The sequence below is a fragment of the Cyanobium sp. Cruz-8D1 genome (assembly GCF_024345975.1).
GTDB lineage: Bacteria > Cyanobacteriota > Cyanobacteriia > PCC-6307 > Cyanobiaceae > Cyanobium.
Genome location: NZ_JAGQCD010000046.1, coordinates 1 through 18931 on the forward strand (window position 1 = coordinate 1; position 18931 = coordinate 18931).

26 protein-coding genes are annotated in these 18931 nt (G+C 69.1%); 10 read left to right on the plus strand and 16 right to left on the minus strand.

Going from position 1 to position 18931, the window contains the following annotated elements; genetic code table 11:
• Positions 1-136 precede the first annotated feature (136 nt).
• Complete coding sequence (locus tag KBZ33_RS18205) at positions 137-883, plus strand: ArdC family protein (protein WP_255011885.1); 747 nt, start codon at positions 137-139, stop codon at positions 881-883.
• A 75-nt stretch (positions 884-958) separates the two neighbouring features.
• Here KBZ33_RS18205 and KBZ33_RS18210 read toward each other — a convergent pair whose 3' ends face one another.
• Entirely contained in the window at positions 959-1198 is a 240-nt protein-coding gene (locus KBZ33_RS18210; RefSeq protein ID WP_254954878.1) for a hypothetical protein, read from the minus strand.
• 59 nt (positions 1199-1257) lie between these two features.
• Here KBZ33_RS18210 and KBZ33_RS18215 point away from each other — a divergent pair, with 59 nt between their 5' ends.
• Together KBZ33_RS18215 and KBZ33_RS18220 are read left to right on the plus strand one after the other, a co-directional pair.
• Positions 1258-1740: a hypothetical protein gene (locus tag KBZ33_RS18215; RefSeq protein ID WP_254954877.1), complete on the plus strand. Its 483-nt coding sequence runs from the start codon at positions 1258-1260 to the stop codon at positions 1738-1740.
• Between the two features lie 100 nt (positions 1741-1840).
• Entirely contained in the window at positions 1841-2242 is a 402-nt protein-coding gene (locus KBZ33_RS18220; RefSeq protein ID WP_254954876.1) for a LexA family transcriptional regulator, read from the plus strand.
• A 59-nt stretch (positions 2243-2301) separates the two neighbouring features.
• On the opposite strand, the gene KBZ33_RS18225 is transcribed toward KBZ33_RS18220, so the two are convergent.
• A complete protein-coding gene (locus tag KBZ33_RS18225) occupies positions 2302-3021 on the minus strand; it encodes a hypothetical protein (RefSeq protein WP_254954875.1) in 720 nt (239 codons plus the stop codon).
• A 279-nt stretch (positions 3022-3300) separates the two neighbouring features.
• Between KBZ33_RS18225 and KBZ33_RS18230 the strand changes: the two genes are divergently transcribed.
• Positions 3301-5646: an AAA family ATPase gene (locus KBZ33_RS18230; RefSeq protein WP_254954874.1), complete on the plus strand. Its 2346-nt coding sequence runs from the start codon at positions 3301-3303 to the stop codon at positions 5644-5646.
• Between the two features lie 42 nt (positions 5647-5688).
• On the opposite strand, the gene KBZ33_RS18235 is transcribed toward KBZ33_RS18230, so the two are convergent.
• From KBZ33_RS18235 to KBZ33_RS18250, 4 genes are read right to left on the minus strand one after another with little or no spacing between them, the layout of a single operon-like run.
• Complete coding sequence (locus KBZ33_RS18235) at positions 5689-6918, minus strand: hypothetical protein (RefSeq protein WP_254954873.1); 1230 nt, start codon at positions 6916-6918, stop codon at positions 5689-5691.
• The gene (locus KBZ33_RS18240; RefSeq protein ID WP_254954872.1) at positions 6915-7778 is read right to left on the minus strand and encodes a hypothetical protein; all 864 of its coding nucleotides are present in this window, start codon (positions 7776-7778) and stop codon (positions 6915-6917) included. The genes KBZ33_RS18235 and KBZ33_RS18240 overlap by 4 nt, the downstream gene beginning before the upstream one ends.
• Positions 7778-8188 carry a hypothetical protein gene (locus tag KBZ33_RS18245; protein ID WP_254954871.1) on the minus strand — a complete coding sequence of 137 codons (411 nt, stop codon included), beginning with the start codon at positions 8186-8188 and terminating at the stop codon, positions 7778-7780. Before KBZ33_RS18245 ends, KBZ33_RS18240 begins: the two co-directional genes overlap by 1 nt.
• 3 nt (positions 8189-8191) lie before the next feature.
• Positions 8192-9217: a hypothetical protein gene (locus KBZ33_RS18250; protein ID WP_254954882.1), complete on the minus strand. Its 1026-nt coding sequence runs from the start codon at positions 9215-9217 to the stop codon at positions 8192-8194.
• A 54-nt stretch (positions 9218-9271) separates the two neighbouring features.
• Between KBZ33_RS18250 and KBZ33_RS18255 the strand changes: the two genes are divergently transcribed.
• Positions 9272-9442 (plus strand): hypothetical protein, encoded by a 171-nt coding sequence (locus KBZ33_RS18255; protein ID WP_254954881.1) that lies wholly within the window; start codon positions 9272-9274, stop codon positions 9440-9442.
• Between the two features lie 86 nt (positions 9443-9528).
• Here KBZ33_RS18255 and KBZ33_RS18260 read toward each other — a convergent pair whose 3' ends face one another.
• The 7 genes from KBZ33_RS18260 to KBZ33_RS18290 are packed head-to-tail and all read right to left on the minus strand — an operon-like array spanning position 9529 to position 13599.
• Positions 9529-9786: a hypothetical protein gene (locus KBZ33_RS18260; protein ID WP_254954870.1), complete on the minus strand. Its 258-nt coding sequence runs from the start codon at positions 9784-9786 to the stop codon at positions 9529-9531.
• A 3-nt stretch (positions 9787-9789) separates the two neighbouring features.
• Complete coding sequence (locus KBZ33_RS18265; RefSeq protein ID WP_254954869.1) at positions 9790-10602, minus strand: hypothetical protein; 813 nt, start codon at positions 10600-10602, stop codon at positions 9790-9792.
• Between the two features lie 7 nt (positions 10603-10609).
• Complete coding sequence (locus KBZ33_RS18270; RefSeq protein ID WP_254954868.1) at positions 10610-10864, minus strand: hypothetical protein; 255 nt, start codon at positions 10862-10864, stop codon at positions 10610-10612.
• The gene (locus KBZ33_RS18275; protein ID WP_254954867.1) at positions 10864-11643 is read right to left on the minus strand and encodes a hypothetical protein; all 780 of its coding nucleotides are present in this window, start codon (positions 11641-11643) and stop codon (positions 10864-10866) included. Before KBZ33_RS18275 ends, KBZ33_RS18270 begins: the two co-directional genes overlap by 1 nt.
• Positions 11644-11681: 38 nt before the next feature.
• Positions 11682-12203: a hypothetical protein gene (locus KBZ33_RS18280; RefSeq protein ID WP_254954866.1), complete on the minus strand. Its 522-nt coding sequence runs from the start codon at positions 12201-12203 to the stop codon at positions 11682-11684.
• 10 nt (positions 12204-12213) lie between these two features.
• Entirely contained in the window at positions 12214-12639 is a 426-nt protein-coding gene (locus KBZ33_RS18285; RefSeq protein ID WP_254954865.1) for a hypothetical protein, read from the minus strand.
• 60 nt (positions 12640-12699) lie between these two features.
• Entirely contained in the window at positions 12700-13599 is a 900-nt protein-coding gene (locus KBZ33_RS18290; protein WP_254954864.1) for a major capsid protein, read from the minus strand.
• 206 nt (positions 13600-13805) lie between these two features.
• On the opposite strand from KBZ33_RS18290, the gene KBZ33_RS18295 reads away from it, so the two are divergent.
• The 3 genes from KBZ33_RS18295 (at position 13806) to KBZ33_RS18305 (ending at position 15572) form a co-directional block, all read left to right on the plus strand.
• Positions 13806-14330, plus strand: coding sequence for a hypothetical protein (locus KBZ33_RS18295; protein WP_254954863.1), 525 nt, complete (start codon positions 13806-13808; stop codon positions 14328-14330).
• Between the two features lie 167 nt (positions 14331-14497).
• Positions 14498-14740, plus strand: coding sequence for a hypothetical protein (locus tag KBZ33_RS18300; protein WP_254954862.1), 243 nt, complete (start codon positions 14498-14500; stop codon positions 14738-14740).
• A 106-nt stretch (positions 14741-14846) separates the two neighbouring features.
• On the plus strand, positions 14847-15572 hold the full coding sequence (locus KBZ33_RS18305; RefSeq protein WP_254954880.1) for a L,D-transpeptidase: 726 nt from the start codon (positions 14847-14849) through the stop codon (positions 15570-15572).
• Between the two features lie 105 nt (positions 15573-15677).
• Here the strand turns inward: KBZ33_RS18305 and KBZ33_RS18310 are convergent, their stop codons facing one another.
• Positions 15678-16367: a hypothetical protein gene (locus KBZ33_RS18310; protein WP_255011887.1), complete on the minus strand. Its 690-nt coding sequence runs from the start codon at positions 16365-16367 to the stop codon at positions 15678-15680.
• Positions 16368-16729: 362 nt separating this feature from the next.
• On the opposite strand from KBZ33_RS18310, the gene KBZ33_RS18315 reads away from it, so the two are divergent.
• On the plus strand, positions 16730-17308 hold the full coding sequence (locus tag KBZ33_RS18315) for a sigma-70 family RNA polymerase sigma factor (RefSeq protein WP_254954860.1): 579 nt from the start codon (positions 16730-16732) through the stop codon (positions 17306-17308).
• Positions 17309-17351: 43 nt separating this feature from the next.
• Here KBZ33_RS18315 and KBZ33_RS18320 read toward each other — a convergent pair whose 3' ends face one another.
• A complete protein-coding gene (locus tag KBZ33_RS18320) occupies positions 17352-17645 on the minus strand; it encodes a hypothetical protein (protein WP_255011889.1) in 294 nt (97 codons plus the stop codon).
• A gap of 54 nt (positions 17646-17699) precedes the next feature.
• A complete protein-coding gene (locus KBZ33_RS18325) occupies positions 17700-18005 on the minus strand; it encodes a hypothetical protein (RefSeq protein ID WP_255011890.1) in 306 nt (101 codons plus the stop codon).
• Positions 18006-18240: 235 nt separating this feature from the next.
• Between KBZ33_RS18325 and KBZ33_RS18330 the strand changes: the two genes are divergently transcribed.
• Positions 18241-18456, plus strand: coding sequence for a hypothetical protein (locus KBZ33_RS18330; RefSeq protein ID WP_254954857.1), 216 nt, complete (start codon positions 18241-18243; stop codon positions 18454-18456).
• Positions 18457-18931 lie beyond the last annotated feature (475 nt).

The window sequence follows — 18931 nt, forward strand, 5'->3', positions numbered from 1 at the left end:
ACAGTCAAAATGCGGCGAAATCGGGCTGTCTGAGCGCTCGAACTGAACCCATCTGACGAAATCACCGAGAAATCAGCTCGGAGATGGGAAAACACGACTGCTTAGACGGTTTTTCCGCAAACTCTTAGAGCTGGGGATGGCGATGCGGGGCGCCGAGCTGCCCTTCTGGTGCGGCTTTGCCGAGGCCAAAAAGCTGGGGATCTTCCCCAAGAAAGGCACCCGTTCAGTCCGGATCCTGCGGCCCCAGCTGCACTCCCGCGAGGAGGAGGGCCAGGGCGGCGAGAAGGTGCTCCACAGCTGGGCCAGCTATCGGCCGGTGCCGGTCTTCAATGCCTGCGATCTGGAGGGGGAGGGCCTGGCCGAGCTGATCGCGGCACGGGTGCCAGCCACAGAAGCCCGGCCACCGATCGAGCCGATCGCCCAGGCCGAGCAAGTTCTCTCTGGTTGGCCGGTACCTGCCAGCTGGGGCGGCGAGCGGGCCTTCTATTCACCCGGCGTCGATCGCATCCAGCTGCCAGAGCGCGAGAGCTTCCACGGGGCTGCAGCGCTCTATGCCACCTGGGGCCATGAGGCGATCCACTCCACCGGCCACGAGTCGCGGCTCAAGCGGGATCTGTCCGGGGCTTTCGGCTCCAGCTGTTATGCCCGCGAGGAGCTGGTGGCCGAGCTGGGCAGCGTGCTGCTGGGGCAGCGGTTGCAGATCGGCTGTGAGCTGAGCCATCACGCCGCCTATCTGCAGAGCTGGATCTCGGTGCTGCGCGAGTCCCCGAAGGTGCTGCTGCAGGTGATCAGCGAGGCACGGCAGGCGGTGGATCTGATCTGCCCCGAGGCGCCGGCACCCGATGGTGAGCCTGCGGCTGCCGCTGAGCCGGTGGTCTCCTGAGGTCCAGGGCCCCAAAAGGGCGGGCCCCAGTGGGGCGGGCCCGCCGGGAGCCCTCAATCCCGGCCACCCCACCGCTCAGCCCTTGAGGTGCGCGCCCATGGCGGCGGCGGCAGCGCCATGGCCGTTGTTGACCAGCCAGTCGCAGCAGGCGGCGAGCACCTGAGCCCCGGCGTGTCGGGCGTATTGGTGACGCATGAACTCAGAAGGGTTGCTCGTCTTGATGGCGCTCAGCGACCAGAGGCGCACCGTGGGGCGCTCGGGCAGGACGAGCGCATCGAGCAGCTGATGGTTGTTGTGGGTGCAGAGCAGGTCCATGGCGACTGCTGTGACTGCGGAATGCTAGTTGCTGCGGCTAGGGCTGTGCAGTCGCCGGTGTGACTGTCTGGACTTACGAGATGGCGGCGGCCCTCCCCATGCTGCGGCGCTCGCGCAAGGGTTTCACGGAGCTGGCCGTTGGCCAGCCCTTGCGCGGCGCCGCCAGCGGGGACGGTCCTTCCGCCGTTGCGGCCATGGCCAAGGCTCAGATCCTCCACGATGTTCTCCAGAGCGGCATCCGCTGGCGCGTCACCCTGCTGCCCAGCACCAGCCCTGAGGGCAGCCCCTTGGTGCTGTTCGAGAAGCGCGGTAAGGGAGGCCGGCTGCTGCACTGGGAGCAAGCCCGCTGGAGCCGGTTGCATAGCGGCGGCTTCCTCACCCCTCGCGAGCAGGTTGGAGGGGGGTTGCTGCCGCGTTGCCTGGTGGAGCGGATCGAGGCCCAGCTGCGGGGCGCGCCGCTCCCCCGGCAGCGCAGTGAATGGGGTCAGGTGCGCGGGCGGCTGGTGCGCTGCACCGTCCCAGGCTCCGGCCGTTGCGGCTGAGGGCTTGGCCCTGGCCCAGCCCTGGCCGGGCGCTGCTGCTCGGCCCGGCCGGCCAGCACCCACCCTGAGGTAGAACATCCGTACCACTACCGATGGGATGATGCTGGCCGCGCTGCCCCTGGAGCAACCGATCCCTTGCAGCGTCAGCTCCGGCGCCGAGGGCTTGGATCTGCATGGGGCCCTGGTCCCCGACCCGATCTGCAGCTTTTACATGCGGGTCAGCGGCCATGGACTGCGCAGCCATGGCATCCATGACGGCGACCTGCTCGTGATCGATCGCAGCATCGAGCCCCGCAGCGGTGATGTGGTGATCGTCGCCCACCAGGGGGTGTTTCTGCTGCGGCCGCTGCGGCGGGAAGGAGAGCAGTGGCTGCTGGAGCCGCAACGACCCGGGGAGGGGGTGATCGTGCTGGACCTGGAGTCGTTCGATCGCTCAGGACTGTTTGGTGTGGTAGCCCATGCGGTGCATCACCTGGCCCGGTCGCCATCGCGGCGGCGCTGAGCCGGCTGGGTGCGGCTTGGCGGTGGGTGATCTCGGAGTGGTGATCTCTGAGGGGGTATTCAGTGTCGCGGCCAGCGCCACTGCCACCAGGGCCTGAGCTGTCGCCCGTTGGCAGGGGAGCTGTCCGGTTGCTGCAACAGCCGCGGTCCGCCCCACCAATGCAGGAGTTCGCGCAGTGCAGGGTGGCTGGCTTCTCCGCGGCGCAGCAGCAGCCAGAGCGTTTCGCTCAGCGGTTGCAGCGGGCGCAGGGGGATCAGACCGGCCTGGCTCCAGGGGGGGAGGGTGAGCAAGGTGAGGTGAGCGGGCAGCAGCAGGGACCGCTGGGCGAGCTGCCGCAGCCACGGCAGCGGGTCGGTGGCGGCGCAGTGGTGCAGGGGAAGGCGGTTCTCTGCCGTCAGCACCCGGTGCAGCAGGGGGTTGTGGTCTTGGGGCGGCAGCAGATACCCCCGGGGCGGCCAGGCGGCAGGGGCGCTGTCGCGGTGCCTGAGGCTGCTGCTGCCTGGTTCGCTCTGATGGCAGCCGCAACCACAGCCGTCGCGATGTCCGTCATGGCTGGTGCCGCTCGGCTGATGGAGCAGCAGCAGGGGCCGCTCGCCCAGGGCGATGGCCTGCACCTGCTGGCCCAGGGCCCTGGCCAGGCGGGGCGGTTGGCGGGTGGCCTGCTGCTGGCTGGCGCCGGCGACAGCGAGCAACACCGCATCCAGTTCGCCGTGGGTCAGCCGCTGGGCCCAGGCCGTGGCGGAGTGAAAGGCCAGCTGGGGGGCGGCGGCCGGCTGCACGGCAGTCAGCAGGGGAAGGTGGAGGGGATCACCGCCGAGGCGCAGGCTGTGGCCGCCCGGCGCGGCGTGGTGATGGAGGGGCGGGTCGATGGCGTGAGCAGCTTGCAGGGCTGGAGCGTTGGGCCATCCAGGCTGCGATCGATGGCCAGCGGAATGAGGCGCTAAACAGTCAGTGACAAGCAGTCATTTCCTAAAGGGGGATGAAACACTGCGGCCAGAAGGAATGGGCGCTGTGATGTGATGACGACAAGCCGGATATCGCCGCTGCGGTTTCACCTGATGATCGGTGCGGCGAGCAGCGGCAAGAGCACCGCGGCGCGGATCCTGGCCCGGCAGCTGCAGGAGCGTGAATCGCGACGGGTGCGTTACGTCAGCAGCGCCGAGATCCGCCGCCGGCTGTATGGCGATCGGGGGGTGCTGGGGCAGTGGGCGGAGGTGGAAGCGGAGATCGGCCAGCAGCTGCTCGAGGCGATCGCGGCGCAGGAGTCGGTGATCGTGGAGGCAAGTTATGTGCGCCGCGCCTTCCGGCTGGCGATCACCCAGGCGCTGGTACTGCCGGTAGCGGTGCAGTGGATCGGCTGGTGGCTGGATACACCACTGGAGCAGTGCCTGGAGTGGAACCGTCAGCGGCCGGTGGGTGTGCCCGAGGAGGTGATTCGGCGCCATTGCGCCCAGCTGCTGCAGGCGGCACCGGTGCCGCAGCGGCAGGAGGGATTTGCGCTGGTGGTGCGGCTGCGCAGTGACCAGGGCCTGCCGCTGGAGCGACTGGTTGGCGCGGAGCTGGAGCGACTCGAGGCGTGCCAGCGGCGTGGTGCCAACCGGGATGGTGCCTACCGGTTGCATGGCTACGCGCGGCTGCTGGATCTGGAGCGGCTGTTGTACCTGATCCGGCTGCTGAGCGAGCACCCGAAACTGACAGCGACGGGGGAGACGGCTGATGGGGAACTGGAGCGACTACTCGCCCCCCTGCCGTCAGGCGGTATCGCGCAACGGGCGGCGGCCCTGCTGGGGCGGCTGCATGGCGCCTGCTACGACGATCCGGAGGCGGTGCGCGACGACCTGACGTGGCTGGATGGGCAAGGGTTCACCGGCCGCTGGCTGGCGGTGGAAGAGGCGCAACTGCCGTTGATCGAGCCGCCGCCCTGGCCGCCGCAGCAGGGGCGGCCGCTGGGCGGGCTGCCGCGGCTGGCGGACCTGCAGGCGTTCCAGCGGGTGTTCACGCTGCTGCGGTACATGCTGCGCCATCCCCATGACCTGACGGCTGGGGAGCGGGTGACGGAACACCTGGCCCGCAGCCTCAACGCCAGCAGCCCCAACACGAGCAGTGGTGCAGGCGGCGTAGGGGAGGCAGGAAAGGAATGGACGGCGCGGCAGGTACAGGTGGCGATCAACGACACCCTGACGCCGTACGGGTTCCGGCTGCCGGGACGCAGCGGACGGCGGGGCTACAGCCTGGGGACGGCCCTGCTGTCGCTGGCGGAACTGCGGCAGGCCTGCGAGCTGCTGCAGCTGCAGGCGGATGGGCTGGGCGATGGCCAGGCGGCGGCGATCAGCGGGGTGCTGCGTGAACGGCTGGCGGCAATGCAGGGCCGCCAGGGTGGGGTGAGCGATGACGAGCGGGGGGCGCTGCCGCGGCGCCGCTGGATCCTGCCATCAGCGCCGCGAGCGGTGGCGCGGGAGCCTTTGGCCTTGATCGAAGCCGCCATGGGCCAGCGGCAGCGGCTGCTGCTCTCCCGCCATGGCCCAGCTGGAGGGGCCAGGCAGCCCAGAAGCAGCGGGCATCAGGCGGTGGCGGTCTGGCCGCTGCAGTTGCTCTTTCATGGCGGCCGCTGGTGGCTGCTGGTGGAGCACGATGCGATCGGTCAGCCGATGGGTCTGCTGAGCTGCCTGGAGCTGGAGCAGCTGCACGTGTATCAGCACGAGCGCCGGCCGGGGCGTGAGCGGAAGCGGCATGAACAGGCCCTTGAGCGCGCGGGGGTGCTGGAGCGGCGTTGCGGCGGGCTGTGCTTTGGCGAGTCTTTGGCGGCTCAGCAGGCGCTGGGGGAGCTGGCGCTGTGGCAGGAGGATCGGGTTCCGCCGGGCAGGTCTGACGTTGCCAGTGCTGCTGATCCGTGGCTGGTGCGGTTACGGCTGCGCTGCAGCGCGGCGGCGATGCGGCGGTTGCGGCGTGATCTGGACCGCTTCTCGCCAAAGGCGGTGCGTCTGGCGGCGGCGTTGCCGGGGGACAGCTGGGGCCGGGTGGAGCGGGGCAGCCGCCAGCTGCGGGCGAATGACGATCCACACCACCCCTATCCGGTGGAAGTGGAGCTGCCGCAGTGGGTGGTGGCGGGCGATGGGGAGCTGCGGCGCTGGCTGTTCAGCTACGGCGGGGAGCTGCGGATCGAGGCACCGGCAGCCCTGGCGGCCGAGCACCGGCAGTGGCTGAGCCAGGCGCTGGCGGCTTATGGAGCGGCGGCGGCTGCCGGTGAGGTGCCTGCGGGCGCAGAGTGCCGCACTGGTGTTGCGGCCATTGGAGTGGTGCAGGAAAAGCGGGAGCTGGCTGGGCCGGTGCGGATGGTGCGCAAGCGGCTGGCCGCCATGAGCAGTGGGGCACGGGTGAGGGCCCAGAGGCGGCAGCGCTGCTGAGCGGCGTGAGGGTTGCTGCGGGCCTGGGCTGGCTGGGTGCTGTCACTGACGCCTCGGCCAGAGCACGCCGGTGGCAGGCCTGCCCGATCCCCCGCCGCCGGTTCCCCCGCCCAAGCCACCGGCGGCAGCCAGCTGCTGGGCATAGAGCGGGTGCTGTTGCATCCCGGCCAGGCCGGCGGCGTTGGGACTCCAGTCGGCGATCAGATCCGGCACGCTGCCGGGCCCGATCATGCTGGGGGCCAGTGGCGGCAGGGCCACCACCGAGAGGCGATCGCTCACTGTGCGCCAGCCCAGCGCGCCGATGGCGCCCCAGCCGCTCAGTACAGCCGGCGGAGGACTGGAGGGAACACGGAGCCAGTAGTCATTGATGAAGCCACCAGCGGCACCGAGTTGGTAGAAGGTGCCACCACCTCCAGGGTCCGTGAACCGCCCGAGGCGGCGGGGGTCGCTGTGTTGGTTGTCGCCACACCAGAGCACAGCCGGCAGCGCCAGGCGCGGCTGGATGCTGTTGAAGGGCACAGGGCCGTTGGCGCTCGGTAGCGGTAGCCAATGGATGGGAGCGTTGAGCTGCTGGGTGGCGTTGCCCCCCACCAGCCGATGGCCAAAGGTCGGGTTATGGCCGGTCCAGGAGCGGAGCTCACTGGAGCCGAACAGGCCGCCAAGGGCGTTGGAACGGTGCAGCAAGAGACACCAGCCACTGGCCCCCGGGCTGCGAAAGAGGAGGATCGAGAGGTTGAGGCTGCGGCTGTCCTCGCCGGGGCGCAGTACGGTCGCCAGGAAGAACTCCACCCCTGGGGAGGGATCGAAAGCGACGATCAAGGTCCCCTCCAGTCCTGCCACCAGCGGCGTCCCGGTCGGGCCGTAGTGGGAGAAACCGGCCGACGCATAGAGCAAGAGCAGGTGGCCGGGGAGGCTGCCGTAGCCGCCGTTGCTGGTGTCATCGATCCAGTCGCTGGCATGGCCCAGGCGCAGCAGGGCGCTGGAGTCGCTGGCGCTGGAGCCCTGGACCAGGGAGACGGTGTGGAAGCTCAACACCTGGGGCGTGGTCGGGTGCCCGAGGCGCCAGACGAAGCCGAAGTTGGTGGCGCCGGTGGCACTGGCGTGGTTGCGCAGGACGCTCAGCTGCAGCTCGGCGTTGGCCGGGTTGGCATTGGCTGCGGCGGCGAAGGCACTGAAGGCCTCATGCAGCCGCATCCCCACGTCGGTGGGGGCAGTGCTGGCCCAGTTGTAGGTGTCAGGGCCCCAGGTGCGGGCGCAGGCGGTGAGGGTCATGGGGCGTCGATGAGGCGAACGGCCAGCCGGCTGGGGCCAAACACCAACCACTCGCTGCCGTCTACGGGCTTGAGGTAGCCGCCGGTGGCGAAGGTGCGGGGGTAGGTGCCGAAGTCCGCCGGCAACACCACCGGAGCCCAGCGGCGCACCGGCGGCAGGGGGAGGCTGTTTGAAATGGAGGGTGTCGCCAGCATCCAGGCCGAGGGTCGTCGCAGGACGAACGGTGGGCCGTGGGAAACCTCGCTCCACAGGGCCGTCGCGAAGATCTCCTTATTGGCGGTGAGATTCCAGGCGACCATGCATTGCAGCCCGGCCATGGTGGTGTTGTGCAGGTGCCAGAGGCCGGAGGTGACGTCCTTGGCGATGAGCAGCACCACCGCCTGGCGGGTGGAGAACATCTGCAGCGAGAGGCAGAAGCCGAAGTACTCCTGGCCTGGGACCAGGCTGCGCACGACCCAGGCCAGCGCCGGGAAGGGTTCCGCGGGATTGAGGCTCGCTGCAGGGGCGTGGAACTGGCCGCCAGATAGCAGTCCATGGGCGCCGAGCCCGCCTGTGGGGTTGTGGCCGGCGGCCAGGCCCACCGCCGAGGTCACGGTGGTGGCAGCCAGGGTGGCGACCCACTGGCTGATCAGCTGCACCGGTTGGCCGCCACTGGTGGCGGCGAGGGTGGCGCGGATGGTCCAACCCAGGTGCTCAGCGTCGGCAGCCGGGCCGGTGAGCACCTCGAGCAGCTGGCTGGGGTTCTGGGCGTTGGCAACCGCCAGCCAGCTGGCGAGCAGGGCCTGCACGTCGCTGAAGAGATCTGGTATCGGGAAGCCCTGATCACCGCGGCGGGAAAGATCGGAGAGGATCGCCGCCATCAGAGGGCCAGCAGCAGGCTGCTGATCGACAGCATCGCCTCGATGGGTTGGCTCTGGTCGGTGCGCAGCAGGCCATGCAGCACGGGGACGAGTGGATCGTCCTGGTTGGCCCAGCTCACCCCCGGCGGCAGGCGCAGCACCGCGCTCTGCTCGGTGAAGACCACATCGAGCACCACCCCTGCCGCGGGATCTGGATCGACGCTCTGGGGCCGACTGGCGTCAGCGAGGGCGGCGGCGTCCGAGACGTAGAGGCTGAGCCAGGCCGGGATGTCACAGCTGACGATCAGCAGCAACCCGGCGCTGCCCAGCCGATCGAAGCTGAGGGTGGCCACCTGGGGACCGGCGGAGATCGGCAGCAGCAGGCCCTGGCTGAGCCGGCGTGGTCCTTCTTGTCTGGCGACCCAGCCCATGGCTCAGGGCACCACGGCGATCTTTCGAATCGCCCGCACGGTCTGAGCTGTGCTCTTGCTGGCCGGATCCCAGTTGCCGTAATACCAGTCCTGCACCAGGTGGGTGGTGGCCGAGTCCTGAGTGGAAGTGCCGATCGAGCCGGCAAAGAACTCCTGGGCGCCGCCGATCGCAAACAGCGCCACGGCGCTCTGGGCTGGAATCACGCCGGAGTAATCGGCGCTGGTGGGCGGAACGGCATAGCTGTTGGCCCCAAAACCCGGGGTGTTGCCCTCGCTGTTGTCCGGCTTGAAGCGCCGGTAGAGGATCTCCAGCTCGAGCAGGGCCGGGATGTACCAGTCGTCGTAGCCGCCGATGGAGAGGGCCCGGGCCCACTGGTTAGCCGGGTGGGCGGCGTCCTTGGCCGCCTCGCTGTTGGCGAACCCGTCGAAGCTGCTCCCCGTCCCGGCGGTGGCGGTGTTGGAGGTTTTGCAAGCCCTGGAGCTTTCGCCGCTGGCCTTGGGAGCAATGATCAGCGCATGGGTCGCAGTGCCGTTGGCGGCCTGCGAGATCAGCCCGCCGTAGAAGCCGCCCTGGAAGGCGGTGCCGATCGCCGGCAGATCGCCGATGGAGAAGCCAGCTGGAGGCGGCTGCAGCTGGTGCACCTCACCGCTGATCAGATCGAGATAGAGATCGCCGGCCAGGGCGCCGGGGATGGAGCCGGGCGCTCCGTTGCCGACGAACCAGCCGCTGCCGCGTGCGCCCGCAGGGCCGGCCACTCCGGCAGGGCCAGCTGTTCCCTGAATCCCCTGCGGGCCTGCAGGTCCACTCCCGCCGGCGGGTCCAACACCACCTGTCGGCCCAGTCGGGCCGGCAGAGCCTTGGGGGCCAGCAGGACCGGCAGGACCGGAGATCGAGCCCGCATCGATCCATTCCGTGGTCGCGGTGCGCCAGAAGTACAGCACATCACTGCGGCTGCCTGAGGCGTTCTCCACCACATAGGCGTCGCCATCCACCTGGCCGCTGTTCGGCAGGTTGGCTTCTGTCGCCACTGAACCCTTGAGGTTGATGCCGGTCCCCGCCGCACCCTGGGGGCCGGCAGGGCCTTGAGCGCCTTGAGGGCCAGCCGGGCCTGCCGGGCCAGCACCACCGGCAGGCCCCTGGGGGCCTGCAGCACCAGCAGGCCCCTGCGGTCCAGCAAGGCCCTGGGGGCCAGGACCACCGGCCGGCCCGGTCGGTCCAGCAGTCCCGGGGGACCCAGCCGGGCCGCGGAGTGAGCCGGTGTTCTGCCAGGTCATCAGGCGGGCGGAGAGGATTCCTGCCTTCTATTGCCACCGAGCCAGTCAGCGGCCCCAGCCTTGGTTCAGGTGAGCAGCCAGGCGGCACCGCTCCAGCGTTTCGCTGGTTTCACCACCCAGCTGGTGCCACTCCACACCAGGACAGGCCGCAGCACCCAGGCGCTGCCGCTCCACACCGAGAGCAAGCCCCCCTCTGGCGGTGGCACCTCCTCGAGGCCGAAGAACTCCTCGGTGATGATCTGCCCGGCCAGGCCACGGTCCCAGCGATCGGAGCTGCCTGCAAAGGGCAGGCGGCGATCAAGACCTGAGCGGTTCAGGGTCACCGATCAGCCGACCGCGAAACGAACGACACCTTTGGAGACGCCCGTGGTTGTGGTGCTGCAGAGCTGGATCAGGGCCAGACAGGAATCGTTGGCGATCAGCGGCAGGGCCAGGCTGGCCCAGTCGTAGACCTCCGCCTTGTTCGCCACCACCGTGAAGAAGCCGGCGCGGTAACGGGTGCAGGTGACACCGAAGTTGCCGGCGGTGCCGCTGGTGGCGCTGAGCTGGACGCTGTCGACCGCCTTGATGCCGCTCTTGCCGGCCGCCGGCAGGAGCTGATAGAGGCCGGCAGCCCGGCTGGTGGCCGCCAGGGGCACCGTCACCGTGCCGCTCGTGTCGTCGCTGTAGGTCACAGCCACGGTTGCGGTGACCGCCGTGGAGCCGGTGTCGGCGTACCACTCCAGCCACCACTGGAGCTGGCTGTGATCCGCCAGGCCGATCCGTTCCGGCTCGATGCCGGCAAGAGTCAGCGGCAGGTTGCTGGTCTGCGGCGTTGCCACGTTGCCCACCAGGCCCGCCTGATGGCAGAGGCGGTCATGGATCTCCAAGGTGCTGGTCGCCAGGCTGCTGGCCACATCCACCCAGGCCAGGTAGTTGGTGAGTGGGGCCGTCTGGTTCTCGAAGGTCAACGAGCCGAGCAGGCCTTTGGTGCAGGCTGCTGCGGCCGTAGGGATAGCGCCCTGGCCCGGCTGGCCGGTGGCGCGCCACAGGGAATAGAAGCGTCCGGCCACGGCGTTGCTGATCGAAGCCTTGTCGAACAACCCATGGCGGGAGTTCGCCAGGGCAGCGATCAACTGGTCGCGAGAGGTGATGGCCATGGTCAGGTCAGGTCGTGTCGATCCAGAGGTCACCGGGGGCGGGATCAGGCGGCGGCGAGGGCCCCACGGTGAGCCGCGAGGCGTTGAGCTTTGCGGCCAGGGCCTGTTGCAGGTCGCTCTGTTCGCCGAGGTTGCCGCCGATGGCGCCCCAGCTCGGCGCAGGGCCGGGCGATCCCGGCACCCCTTGGGGCCCCTGCGGCCCTGGAGCACCCTGGGGTCCCTGCGGGCCGAGCAGCGATTCACCAGAAGGGGTCCAGCCCATCAGACCTCCAGCTCGTAGATGCTGCCGCTGAGGCGATCGAGATACAGATCCCCCGGTGCCGGCGGCGGCTGCGCCCCCTCCTGCCACGGCAGGGTGGGAGGCCCATCGGCTGAGTACCAGCGCACGCCGCGGCTGGCGGCGCCGGAGCCGTGCATCGCCACCAGGGCGGGCTGGCCGTCGATCGGGCTGGGCAGGAGCCCGAGGCCACCCTGCGGATGGAGGCGCAGCTGCCACTGCTCGTTGCGGCTGCCGTCGTAGGCGTTGCCGCTGAGGCCCGCACCAGGCACCAGCACCAGGCCCACACCAACACGGGGCGGATCATCACCGGGTCGCGGTGACGTGATGGGCAGCGGGCAGCTGAGCAGAGCTACCTCAAGGGTCGCCACCAGGAGCCCCACCTGCACGGTGATGGTGAGATCCTCGATGTCGGCGTAGAGGTGGCGCGGTTCCGGTATCCGCGAATCGAATGCCGTCCAGGGCACGGTCTCGCTGCTGCCATCACCCCAGGCGATCTGGATCGGTTGCGGCGGCAGCGCCCTGGGGTTCACCAGCAGCACCACACCGCGGGAGAGGGCCGGCTCATCCCAGCGGCGGGGGGATGGCATCCAGCTGAGCTCCAGATCGAGGGACGGAACCGGTGCGGTGCGGAAGCCGATGGCCAGCCAGCGCGGCACCTCGTGGGGCACCACCCACTCCCCCCGGCCGGGACAACCGAGGGGCGGCAGCAGGCGAAGGCGATCACCGTTCTGCGGTGGCGTGGGGGGCAGCGGGTAGGGCATCGCTCACGCACCGTTACTGGCCATTACCAGGGGGTGGATCAGATCAGAAGGCTGGGCACCAGGTCCTCAACCTCGTCCTGGCCCTCGCCCAGGTCATCGGCCAGGGGCTTGCTCTGGGCCTCGGGCTCCCCGTCGCCAACGGCTTGATCAGCAGCCATCAGCTGCTCCACGGTGGCGAGCAGCTCGGCGCGGGTCTGGCTGAGATCGAGGTCAACCCCGAAGCGTTCACGCACGGCGGCGACGATCTGCGGCTTGGTCATCCGCTCCACATCCAGCGGCGCATCTTGGCTCTCCTTGCTGTTGACGGTGTTCTCGATGGCGCCAGCGCCCACGCCATCGCGGTCCGCCAAAAGTCCATCCGGCAGGATCTCGCCGCCATCCGCCGCCAGCAGCGGTGGCTCCTCGTCCTCATCAGCCAGCGGGGCGGGAGTGTGAATGGTCCAGCCGAGGCGGCGCCAGCCGTCGGCGTGGACCGGATAGATGATCCGCTCCTGCTCGCCGTCCTTGGAGATCAGCAGCATGCCGGCGGGGGCCGCCAGTCCGTCCTCGATCGGTGCCATGGGTGGAGCCTCAGAAGGTGAGGCCGGCGTAGGCGCCGGCCGGAGTGACGGTCACATCGCTGGGGTTGGTCATCAGAACGCGGGCGTAGTAGAGGCTGTAGGCCCCCACATCGCTGGCATCGGCCGGTGCCACGGCGAGGTTGGCGCCGTTGAGTGGCGCCTCGACCCGCCCGCCACCGGCGGGGATCGCCACCTCGGCGGCCTGCACCCAGGTGCCCATGGTGCCGTTGAGCAGCTCGGGGGCCACCTGCAGGGTGAAGGTGACAGCCGTGAGGGTGCCCGGATGGGAGGCCAAAAAGGTGAACACGTCCGTTGCATCGAGCGGCGTGCTCAGTTTCACGGTGGTGCCACCAGCGATGGTGCGCTCGTTCGGATCGGTGGCGGAGTGGTTGATCCAGCCCACCAGGGTGGCGGCGGCATCAATGGGTCGGCTCATGGTCGTGTCCTCGGCAGAAGGTGGATCAGCAATGGCGTGGAAAGTGGCTGGGACGAGAGCTCAGTTGACGGCGGGGCCGATGTTGAACAGGCGGCCCACGGAGCGGTCATTGCAGACCGCGAAGCCGACGTACCAATCCACCCGGGTGCGGAAGACCGGGGCATCGGGAACCTCGCCGAAGTCGCGCACCGAGATGCCGTAGCGGTTCTCAAAGGGGCCCTGCAGACCGGTGACCATCTCGTCCCCGAAGGCGCAGCAGTAGAAGCTGGTGGTGCCTCCGGCTTCCCCGAAACCGAGCACGGGATGGCCGTTGGCGTCCTCATCCACCACGAGGATCTCGCTGTCCTCGAAATAGTGGCGGCCGTCGATCACCTGGTAGAGGTCACCGCCTGCCACCCGGCTGGCGTGGCTGATCTGGCGCCGCCCGGCCTTGCTGGTGAGCAGCACCTTCTCACCGCCATTGGCGTTGACGGAATCAACCAGTGATTCGAGCCTGGTGAGCTTGACGGTGCCGCCGTCGTTGTCGATGGTGCGGGGCCCATCGGGGACGAGCCGCTTGCTGAGGCCGTTGAAGGCGCGTGGATCGAAGCTGGCGTCACCGTTGATGATCGCGGCCTCCAGCGTCATGCGCATGGAGCGCACTTTCTGCTCGGTCTGGCTGGCTCTGGCCTCGGCGCCATTCATGTCAACGATGGAGCGGTCCACATCGAGGTCCCCCCCGAAGAGATGGACGAACTCGGTCTCGTTGGTGATGGCGCCGTAGCTGCGGCGGTAGCCCTCGTTGACACCGCGGAAGCCGACACGGGGCAGCTTGATCTCTTTGGGGTACTTGAGGGCACCACCGGAGAGATTGCGGAAGGGCAGTCGGCGTAGAAGCTCACCTTCCGCGAAGGTCTTGGTGACAGCGAGGCGATCGACCCGCGTCTCATGCTTCATCGCCTCGATGAGGGTGAGGCCCATGGTCACTCCGGGAGCAGAGGCTCCAGCAACGTCACCAGCTATTGCCAGGCAGGCTTAGCAGCGCCGCTGGCAAGAGGAAGGCAGGGGGGCAGGCGGCGGCCTTCCTCACGATCTGCGGCGGCGCAAGGGCTGCGCAAGTCGTGGAGCGAGCTCCACGACCCTTGCCCTCGCCGCAGGACCGCTCGGGTCCGCCTGCCATTCCCCTCATGGCGCTCCAGATCCTGCTCATCCAGCGCAAGCTGATCGCCCACAGCGAGCTCGCCTATAGCGCCATCAAGGCGCATGTCCCGCCAGAGCCGGTGCTCGGCCAGGAGCTGCTCTGCTGGCTGTGCTTCTGCCCGGCAGAAGCGCTCACGATCTCCAGGATTGGGCCGATCGTGGTGGCCCACGGCGGCGCCTGGGCGAAGGCCCGTGAGCTGGAGAGCCTGCACTGGCCGCTGCTGGGCGGCACGGCGATCCACGGCAAAGCCGTGGGCCTGTCACGGCAGCAGCGCGATGGCGAGCACGAGGCGCTGAGCGAAAGCGAGGCACTCCATGCCCAGCGCGTCCTGGCGCGGCACTGCTCGGCGCTGGTGCAGCACTACTGCCCGATCCATCAGGCGTTTGAGCGGGGGCTGCCCTGGGATGAGCTGCAGCATTTTCGCGCCAGCGATCTGGCCGGCCAGGCCGAGATCGTGCAGCAGAGCCGGCAGCGGCGGCGCGCCCTGCAGGTTGCCGCTGTCCGGGCCTGAGGGTCGGGGCGGGGTCGCCGCTGGTGGCCCCGCCTGAGCGCTTTGCGGCAGCAGGGATGCAGTGTCCCGGGACATCCAGGCGATGACCCATCTGGGGGTCTGGCGCACGCAGGCCGCTTCATGGTGCGGGATGGCCTCAAGGGCTGACGCGAGCGGCTACGCCGCCCTTGACCCCATCCCGCGATCCGCTGGCGTCCTTCGCTGCGCCGGCCATGGCCACCGCTGCCCGCATCCGCTCCCTCTCCCGCCACAGCTCCGCTTCTTTGGAGCGGTTGAGCTTCATCTGCTGCACCACCTCTCCTCCCCTGCCGCGCCTGAGGGCGCTGGCTGATGCGCTGCTGCTGGAGCGGCAGCTGGGAAATCCTGCCTCCTGCCCGGCCTGGGTCCGGCCTGAGGAAGTGCCCTATTGAGGCCCGCAGGCCTCAAAGGCTCGGCCTGGCGGTAGGGAGCCGCCAGGCCGTTGCGCTTTCGGCGGCAGTGGCAAGAGAAGGGAGTTGCACTGCGTCCGTGGCCACGATGTCGCCCCAGCGGTTTCTCGACCGCTTCCTCCACTTCAAAGCTCAGAAGCAGCAGCAGCGGGTCGTGCTGCTGTTGCACCAGGCGATCAGCCAGCTGGAGGGGGGTGAGGCGATCCTGCGCGAGGAGGCGCCCTGGGCGGTCGCCTTCAGTGAGAAGCCCGAGCAGCCTGTGGGTGCTGCACTCCCGCCGTTGGATCCCCGCGGCACCGAGGAGGCCGGCCTGGCCGGGCCATCGATGAAGGCCCCGGTCAAGCCAGGGGACTCCTACCTGCTGGTCAACGACCGGGACCAGGACATGGAGGCCTACGACCACAGCGGCCGGTTCCTCTGGCGGGAACCGTGCCTGGCCCGGGGCCAGGGCGCTGACACCGAGTGGCGCCACACCGGCACCGACACCCCGCCGGGGCTCTACAAGCTGGGGACGGTGCACAGGGACTGGGAGAAGAACCCCAACCCGCCTCGGGATGCAACGTTGCAGGCCTATGGCTGGTACAGCTACGACATGGTCGAGCTGGAGGGCCAGGAGCGCAAAGTCGGCCGGGCCGGGATCATGCTCCACGGCGGCGGCACCGGTTGCGGTTGGCCCGGGGCCTGGGCGCCCCGGCAGACGCTGCTGCCCACCCTGGGTTGCCTGCGGGTGCACAACGCGGTGCTGCGCGAGCGGATCCTGCCGCTGTACGAGCAGGGCACCGTCTATGTGGGGGTGTTCCAGGAAAAAAAGTAGCGGCGGGGCCAGGGGCTGAGCCCGGCTCCAACAACCTGCAGCACTGGCTCGAGTTCCTCACCAGCTCTGCTGTCACCAAGGCCAGCGACAGCAAGATCGCGCCACTCAGCGGCCCGCCCAGAAGTTGAACAGACGCCGCCCGATCGATGGGCGCAGCATCCTGCCGCGCACCAGCCGGCTCAGTTCCCGGTAGATCGCCTCCAGCAGCTCGCCGTGGGGGAGTGCCTCCGGCACATCCGTTGCCGCCAGTGGCGTGTCGAAATGGATGTTGAGGATGCCGATCGGCAGGCCTTCCAACAGGATCAGACGCCCGTAGAGGAAGGTGATGCCATTGCGCTGCAGGTAGTCCTGGCAGGGCACGGGCAGCAGGCTGCTGAGCCGCACGAGGTGCCAGCTGTCGGCGCCATGGGCGATGAGGATCTCCAGGTCCTGGCGGATCCGCTCGATCGGCAGGTCTTTTGATTCCAGCGCCAGCGGCAGCCGGCCCAACGAGACGTAGGAGCTGACGATCGTCACCCGCGAGAAGGCGTAGCCGTAGCTGGTCAGCCCAGGGCTGTAGAAGCTGCCGAGTGCCACCCGGCTGGAGCCGGTGAGCACCCCCACCTGGGCCAGCAGATCGGCCATGTAGCGGCTGTCCTGCTGGGTGCCGAGCAGGGTGCCGATCCTGGCCATGACGGTGTCGCGCAGGAAGGCGCGCCACAGCAGCCAGGCGGCCATACCAAGCAGCAGCAGGCCATCGGCTGAAAGGCTCAGGTGCAGGGGCCCGAGGCTCGGCAGCTCGGGCAGCGGACCCACCACCCCCGCTGGGGGCTCCTGCGGGGCCTCTGGCGGACCTGGTTGCTTCCCGGGTCCTGCAGCAGCGCCGGGAGGATCTGTGCTCGGGTCGCTCATTGGTTCCGTGCGGACGGCTGGCGCGAGCAGCGGCCGGGCAGTGGGAAGTCGCTGGGGCAGGGCTCAACAGCACTTACCAGGCAGCGACAGCAGGCGGATCAGATCGATCAGCGCGGCGGAGCGGTTGGCTCTAGGCGTTGGTCGGCCGGGCGGATGGTGGCAAGGGTCTGTGGGAGGGAACGGGAGCACGCCTGGGCTTGTCCTTCGCTCAGCTTGGCCTCCTCCTGCGTCGAGGCCTGGGGTCGCGCGTCCGTCGCCTCAGATCCGTGCCCCGTCCCCCATCCCCGGCCGATGCCCTGTTCCACCAGTTCCGCCCGCTGGCCGATTCCATCGCCCGTGGGTTCCACCACCGCGGCTGCCGGCTGATCGAGCTGGAGGATTGCCGCCAGGTGGCCCGCATGGCGCTGTGGCTCGCCTGCAGCCGCATCGAGGATCCCCTTTCCGCTCCGGCTTTCCTCTCGCGCTGCATCCGCGGCGCCCTGCTCCATCACGCCCGCGATCTGGGCCGCACCATCCGGGTGCCCCGGCGCGAGCAGGAGAAGCCCGGCGCCAAGCACCCCTGGGTGCTCACCTCCCTCGATGCCCCGCTGCCCAGCGGCGAGGGCACGCTGCTCGATCTCGTTGCCGATGAGGCCCCGCAGGCTGAGCGGCTCAGCACTGAGGTCCAGGAGTTGGAGCAGCTGCTCGATCAGCTGCCGGCCAGGCAGGCGCTGGTGATCCGGCTGCGGCACCTGCAGGGCCTCGGCTGCCGCGAGGTCGCCGAGCAGCTCGGGATCAGCCGCACCAGCGTCAGCCGCGTTGAGCATCAGGCCCTGGGCCGGCTGCGGCAGGAGCTGCGGGCCTGAGGGCCCTGGGGGGCCTGCGGGGCCCCCTCTTAAAGGCTGCGCATCAATCAGGGCTCTCTTCATCGCCCGGGCGACGGGTGTACTGCCCCAGCGCATTGCGACGCGGGGCTGGAGCCGAGTTCGGCGCAGTGCCGCCACGGCCGCTGTCCATGAAGTAGGTGGCCGCCGACTGGCCCACCAGGGCGACGCTGGGCAGCACCAGGCTCCAGCGGTGCTCGCAGATGGCGGGGCCGGACGCCCGCAGCTCGCACACCCCCACGAAGGCCAGCAGGACGGCGATCTCAGCGGCCACCAGGGCCATGATCGGTCCGGTGTTGGTGGATTGGTGGCGGGCCATCTCCAGCGGCGCAAACCTCACCAGCTGTTGCCAGGGCGCTCAGCGCCAGGACATTCAGCGCCGGGGGGCAGCGGCAGGGCCGTGGCCCCGCAGGTACACCTCCACCTCCTGCTTGCGCACCACCCGGCTCTCGCGGCTGTTGCTGATCTGCACCCGGCCGCCATGCACCTCGGCGGTGACGCGCCAGGGCCCGGGGGAGGGATCACACGAAGCAGATGCCGGGCGGGGTGACGCGTTGATGCTCTTCTCGGTCGTCAGGGGTCGCTCGCCAAGGACATCAGCCAACAGATCACGGGTGGAGGGGGGCATGGCGGCACGGGGCGTAGGGAGAGCGGAGTTGTGCAGCCGGAGAAAAGGCATCCCCGCTACCTGAAGCTCTTGCCACGCCTGGGCCTCGTCTCGTTCAGCGACGGGCGATCGACGCCGCACGTCAGCACAGGGCAGGGCTGCGGGCAGATGGGCGGCCACAGCAAGAGCGCGTCACAGGTTGCCCTCGGTTTGCGGTTCGGCAAGGGCTGCGCAAGGCCGCTGCGCGGCCCCTTGCCTTCTCCGGCCACGCCGGGGCGGTCCTGTCGCGTCCCTCGCCAGTCCTCCCATGGCTGCACCACAAGGCCCCAGCTGCGAAATCCGCTGCGTCATCGAGCATCACTATCCCGAAGGTCCCAAGGGCGGGTCGCAGCCCGTTGAAGTCCGCTTCTTCGGCAAGCGAGGCAAGCTTGTCAAGAAGCTGCGCTTCGTTCCGGCCGCCAAGGCGCACGAGATCGCCCGCAAGTTGCAGGGCGCCAAGGGCTCCACCATCTCGGTGCTATGAGTCCCAGGGGGCTTCGGCCCCCTTTTCGCACAGACCAGGCTGGCGCCGAGGCGGGTTATTAATACGGACCAAGCTCAGTTACGACGATCTGGTGATGAGCCCTGGGAGGTTCTCAATAAAATTAGCCAGCTGGGGCCGCTTGGGTCCTGCCGCTCAGCGGTCATGTCGCATCACATCGCGCAGGTGGTTCTCGGACGCGAGAACCACCTGCGCGATGTCTTGTGAACTGGAGCTAGCATCCTTTGATCAACTGTCTTGTCATCTCGTGTCCGCTTCGCTTCAGTCGTGGTTCTCGGGAAGCAGGGGGACTTCTCCTGTCCTTGGTTCACCGAAGCCGCCGAATATCAAGTTGAACTAAGCCGCTACGCGGCAGATTCCAACAGCCGATTATAGCCCAGTCCCTATCAAGGCCAGCCACTGCGTCGCCGATGCGACCAGGCCACTGTGACTGAGTGCGGCGGTTGGCTGGGCCTCA

Bases quoted from the DNA above. Each gene is read 5' to 3' on its own strand.
- KBZ33_RS18235 (WP_254954873.1), bottom strand. From the start codon at position 6,918: ATGACCCTCACCGCCTGCGCCCGCACCTGGGGCCCTGACACCTACAAC.
- KBZ33_RS18330 (WP_254954857.1), top strand. From the start codon at position 18,241: ATGGCTGCACCACAAGGCCCCAGCTGCGAAATCCGCTGCGTCATCGAG.
- KBZ33_RS18210 (WP_254954878.1), bottom strand. From the start codon at position 1,198: ATGGACCTGCTCTGCACCCACAACAACCATCAGCTGCTCGATGCGCTC.
- KBZ33_RS18270 (WP_254954868.1), bottom strand. From the start codon at position 10,864: ATGGGCTGGACCCCTTCTGGTGAATCGCTGCTCGGCCCGCAGGGACCC.
- KBZ33_RS18205 (WP_255011885.1), top strand. From the start codon at position 137: ATGGCGATGCGGGGCGCCGAGCTGCCCTTCTGGTGCGGCTTTGCCGAG.
- KBZ33_RS18230 (WP_254954874.1), top strand. From the start codon at position 3,301: ATGATCGGTGCGGCGAGCAGCGGCAAGAGCACCGCGGCGCGGATCCTG.
- KBZ33_RS18285 (WP_254954865.1), bottom strand. From the start codon at position 12,639: ATGAGCCGACCCATTGATGCCGCCGCCACCCTGGTGGGCTGGATCAAC.
- KBZ33_RS18295 (WP_254954863.1), top strand. From the start codon at position 13,806: ATGGCGCTCCAGATCCTGCTCATCCAGCGCAAGCTGATCGCCCACAGC.
- KBZ33_RS18305 (WP_254954880.1), top strand. From the start codon at position 14,847: ATGTCGCCCCAGCGGTTTCTCGACCGCTTCCTCCACTTCAAAGCTCAG.
- KBZ33_RS18265 (WP_254954869.1), bottom strand. From the start codon at position 10,602: ATGGCCATCACCTCTCGCGACCAGTTGATCGCTGCCCTGGCGAACTCC.
- KBZ33_RS18245 (WP_254954871.1), bottom strand. From the start codon at position 8,188: ATGGGCTGGGTCGCCAGACAAGAAGGACCACGCCGGCTCAGCCAGGGC.
- KBZ33_RS18240 (WP_254954872.1), bottom strand. From the start codon at position 7,778: ATGGCGGCGATCCTCTCCGATCTTTCCCGCCGCGGTGATCAGGGCTTC.
- KBZ33_RS18220 (WP_254954876.1), top strand. From the start codon at position 1,841: ATGCTGGCCGCGCTGCCCCTGGAGCAACCGATCCCTTGCAGCGTCAGC.
- KBZ33_RS18280 (WP_254954866.1), bottom strand. From the start codon at position 12,203: ATGGCACCGATCGAGGACGGACTGGCGGCCCCCGCCGGCATGCTGCTG.
- KBZ33_RS18275 (WP_254954867.1), bottom strand. From the start codon at position 11,643: ATGCCCTACCCGCTGCCCCCCACGCCACCGCAGAACGGTGATCGCCTT.
- KBZ33_RS18320 (WP_255011889.1), bottom strand. From the start codon at position 17,645: ATGGCCCGCCACCAATCCACCAACACCGGACCGATCATGGCCCTGGTG.
- KBZ33_RS18325 (WP_255011890.1), bottom strand. From the start codon at position 18,005: ATGCCTTTTCTCCGGCTGCACAACTCCGCTCTCCCTACGCCCCGTGCC.
- KBZ33_RS18290 (WP_254954864.1), bottom strand. From the start codon at position 13,599: ATGGGCCTCACCCTCATCGAGGCGATGAAGCATGAGACGCGGGTCGAT.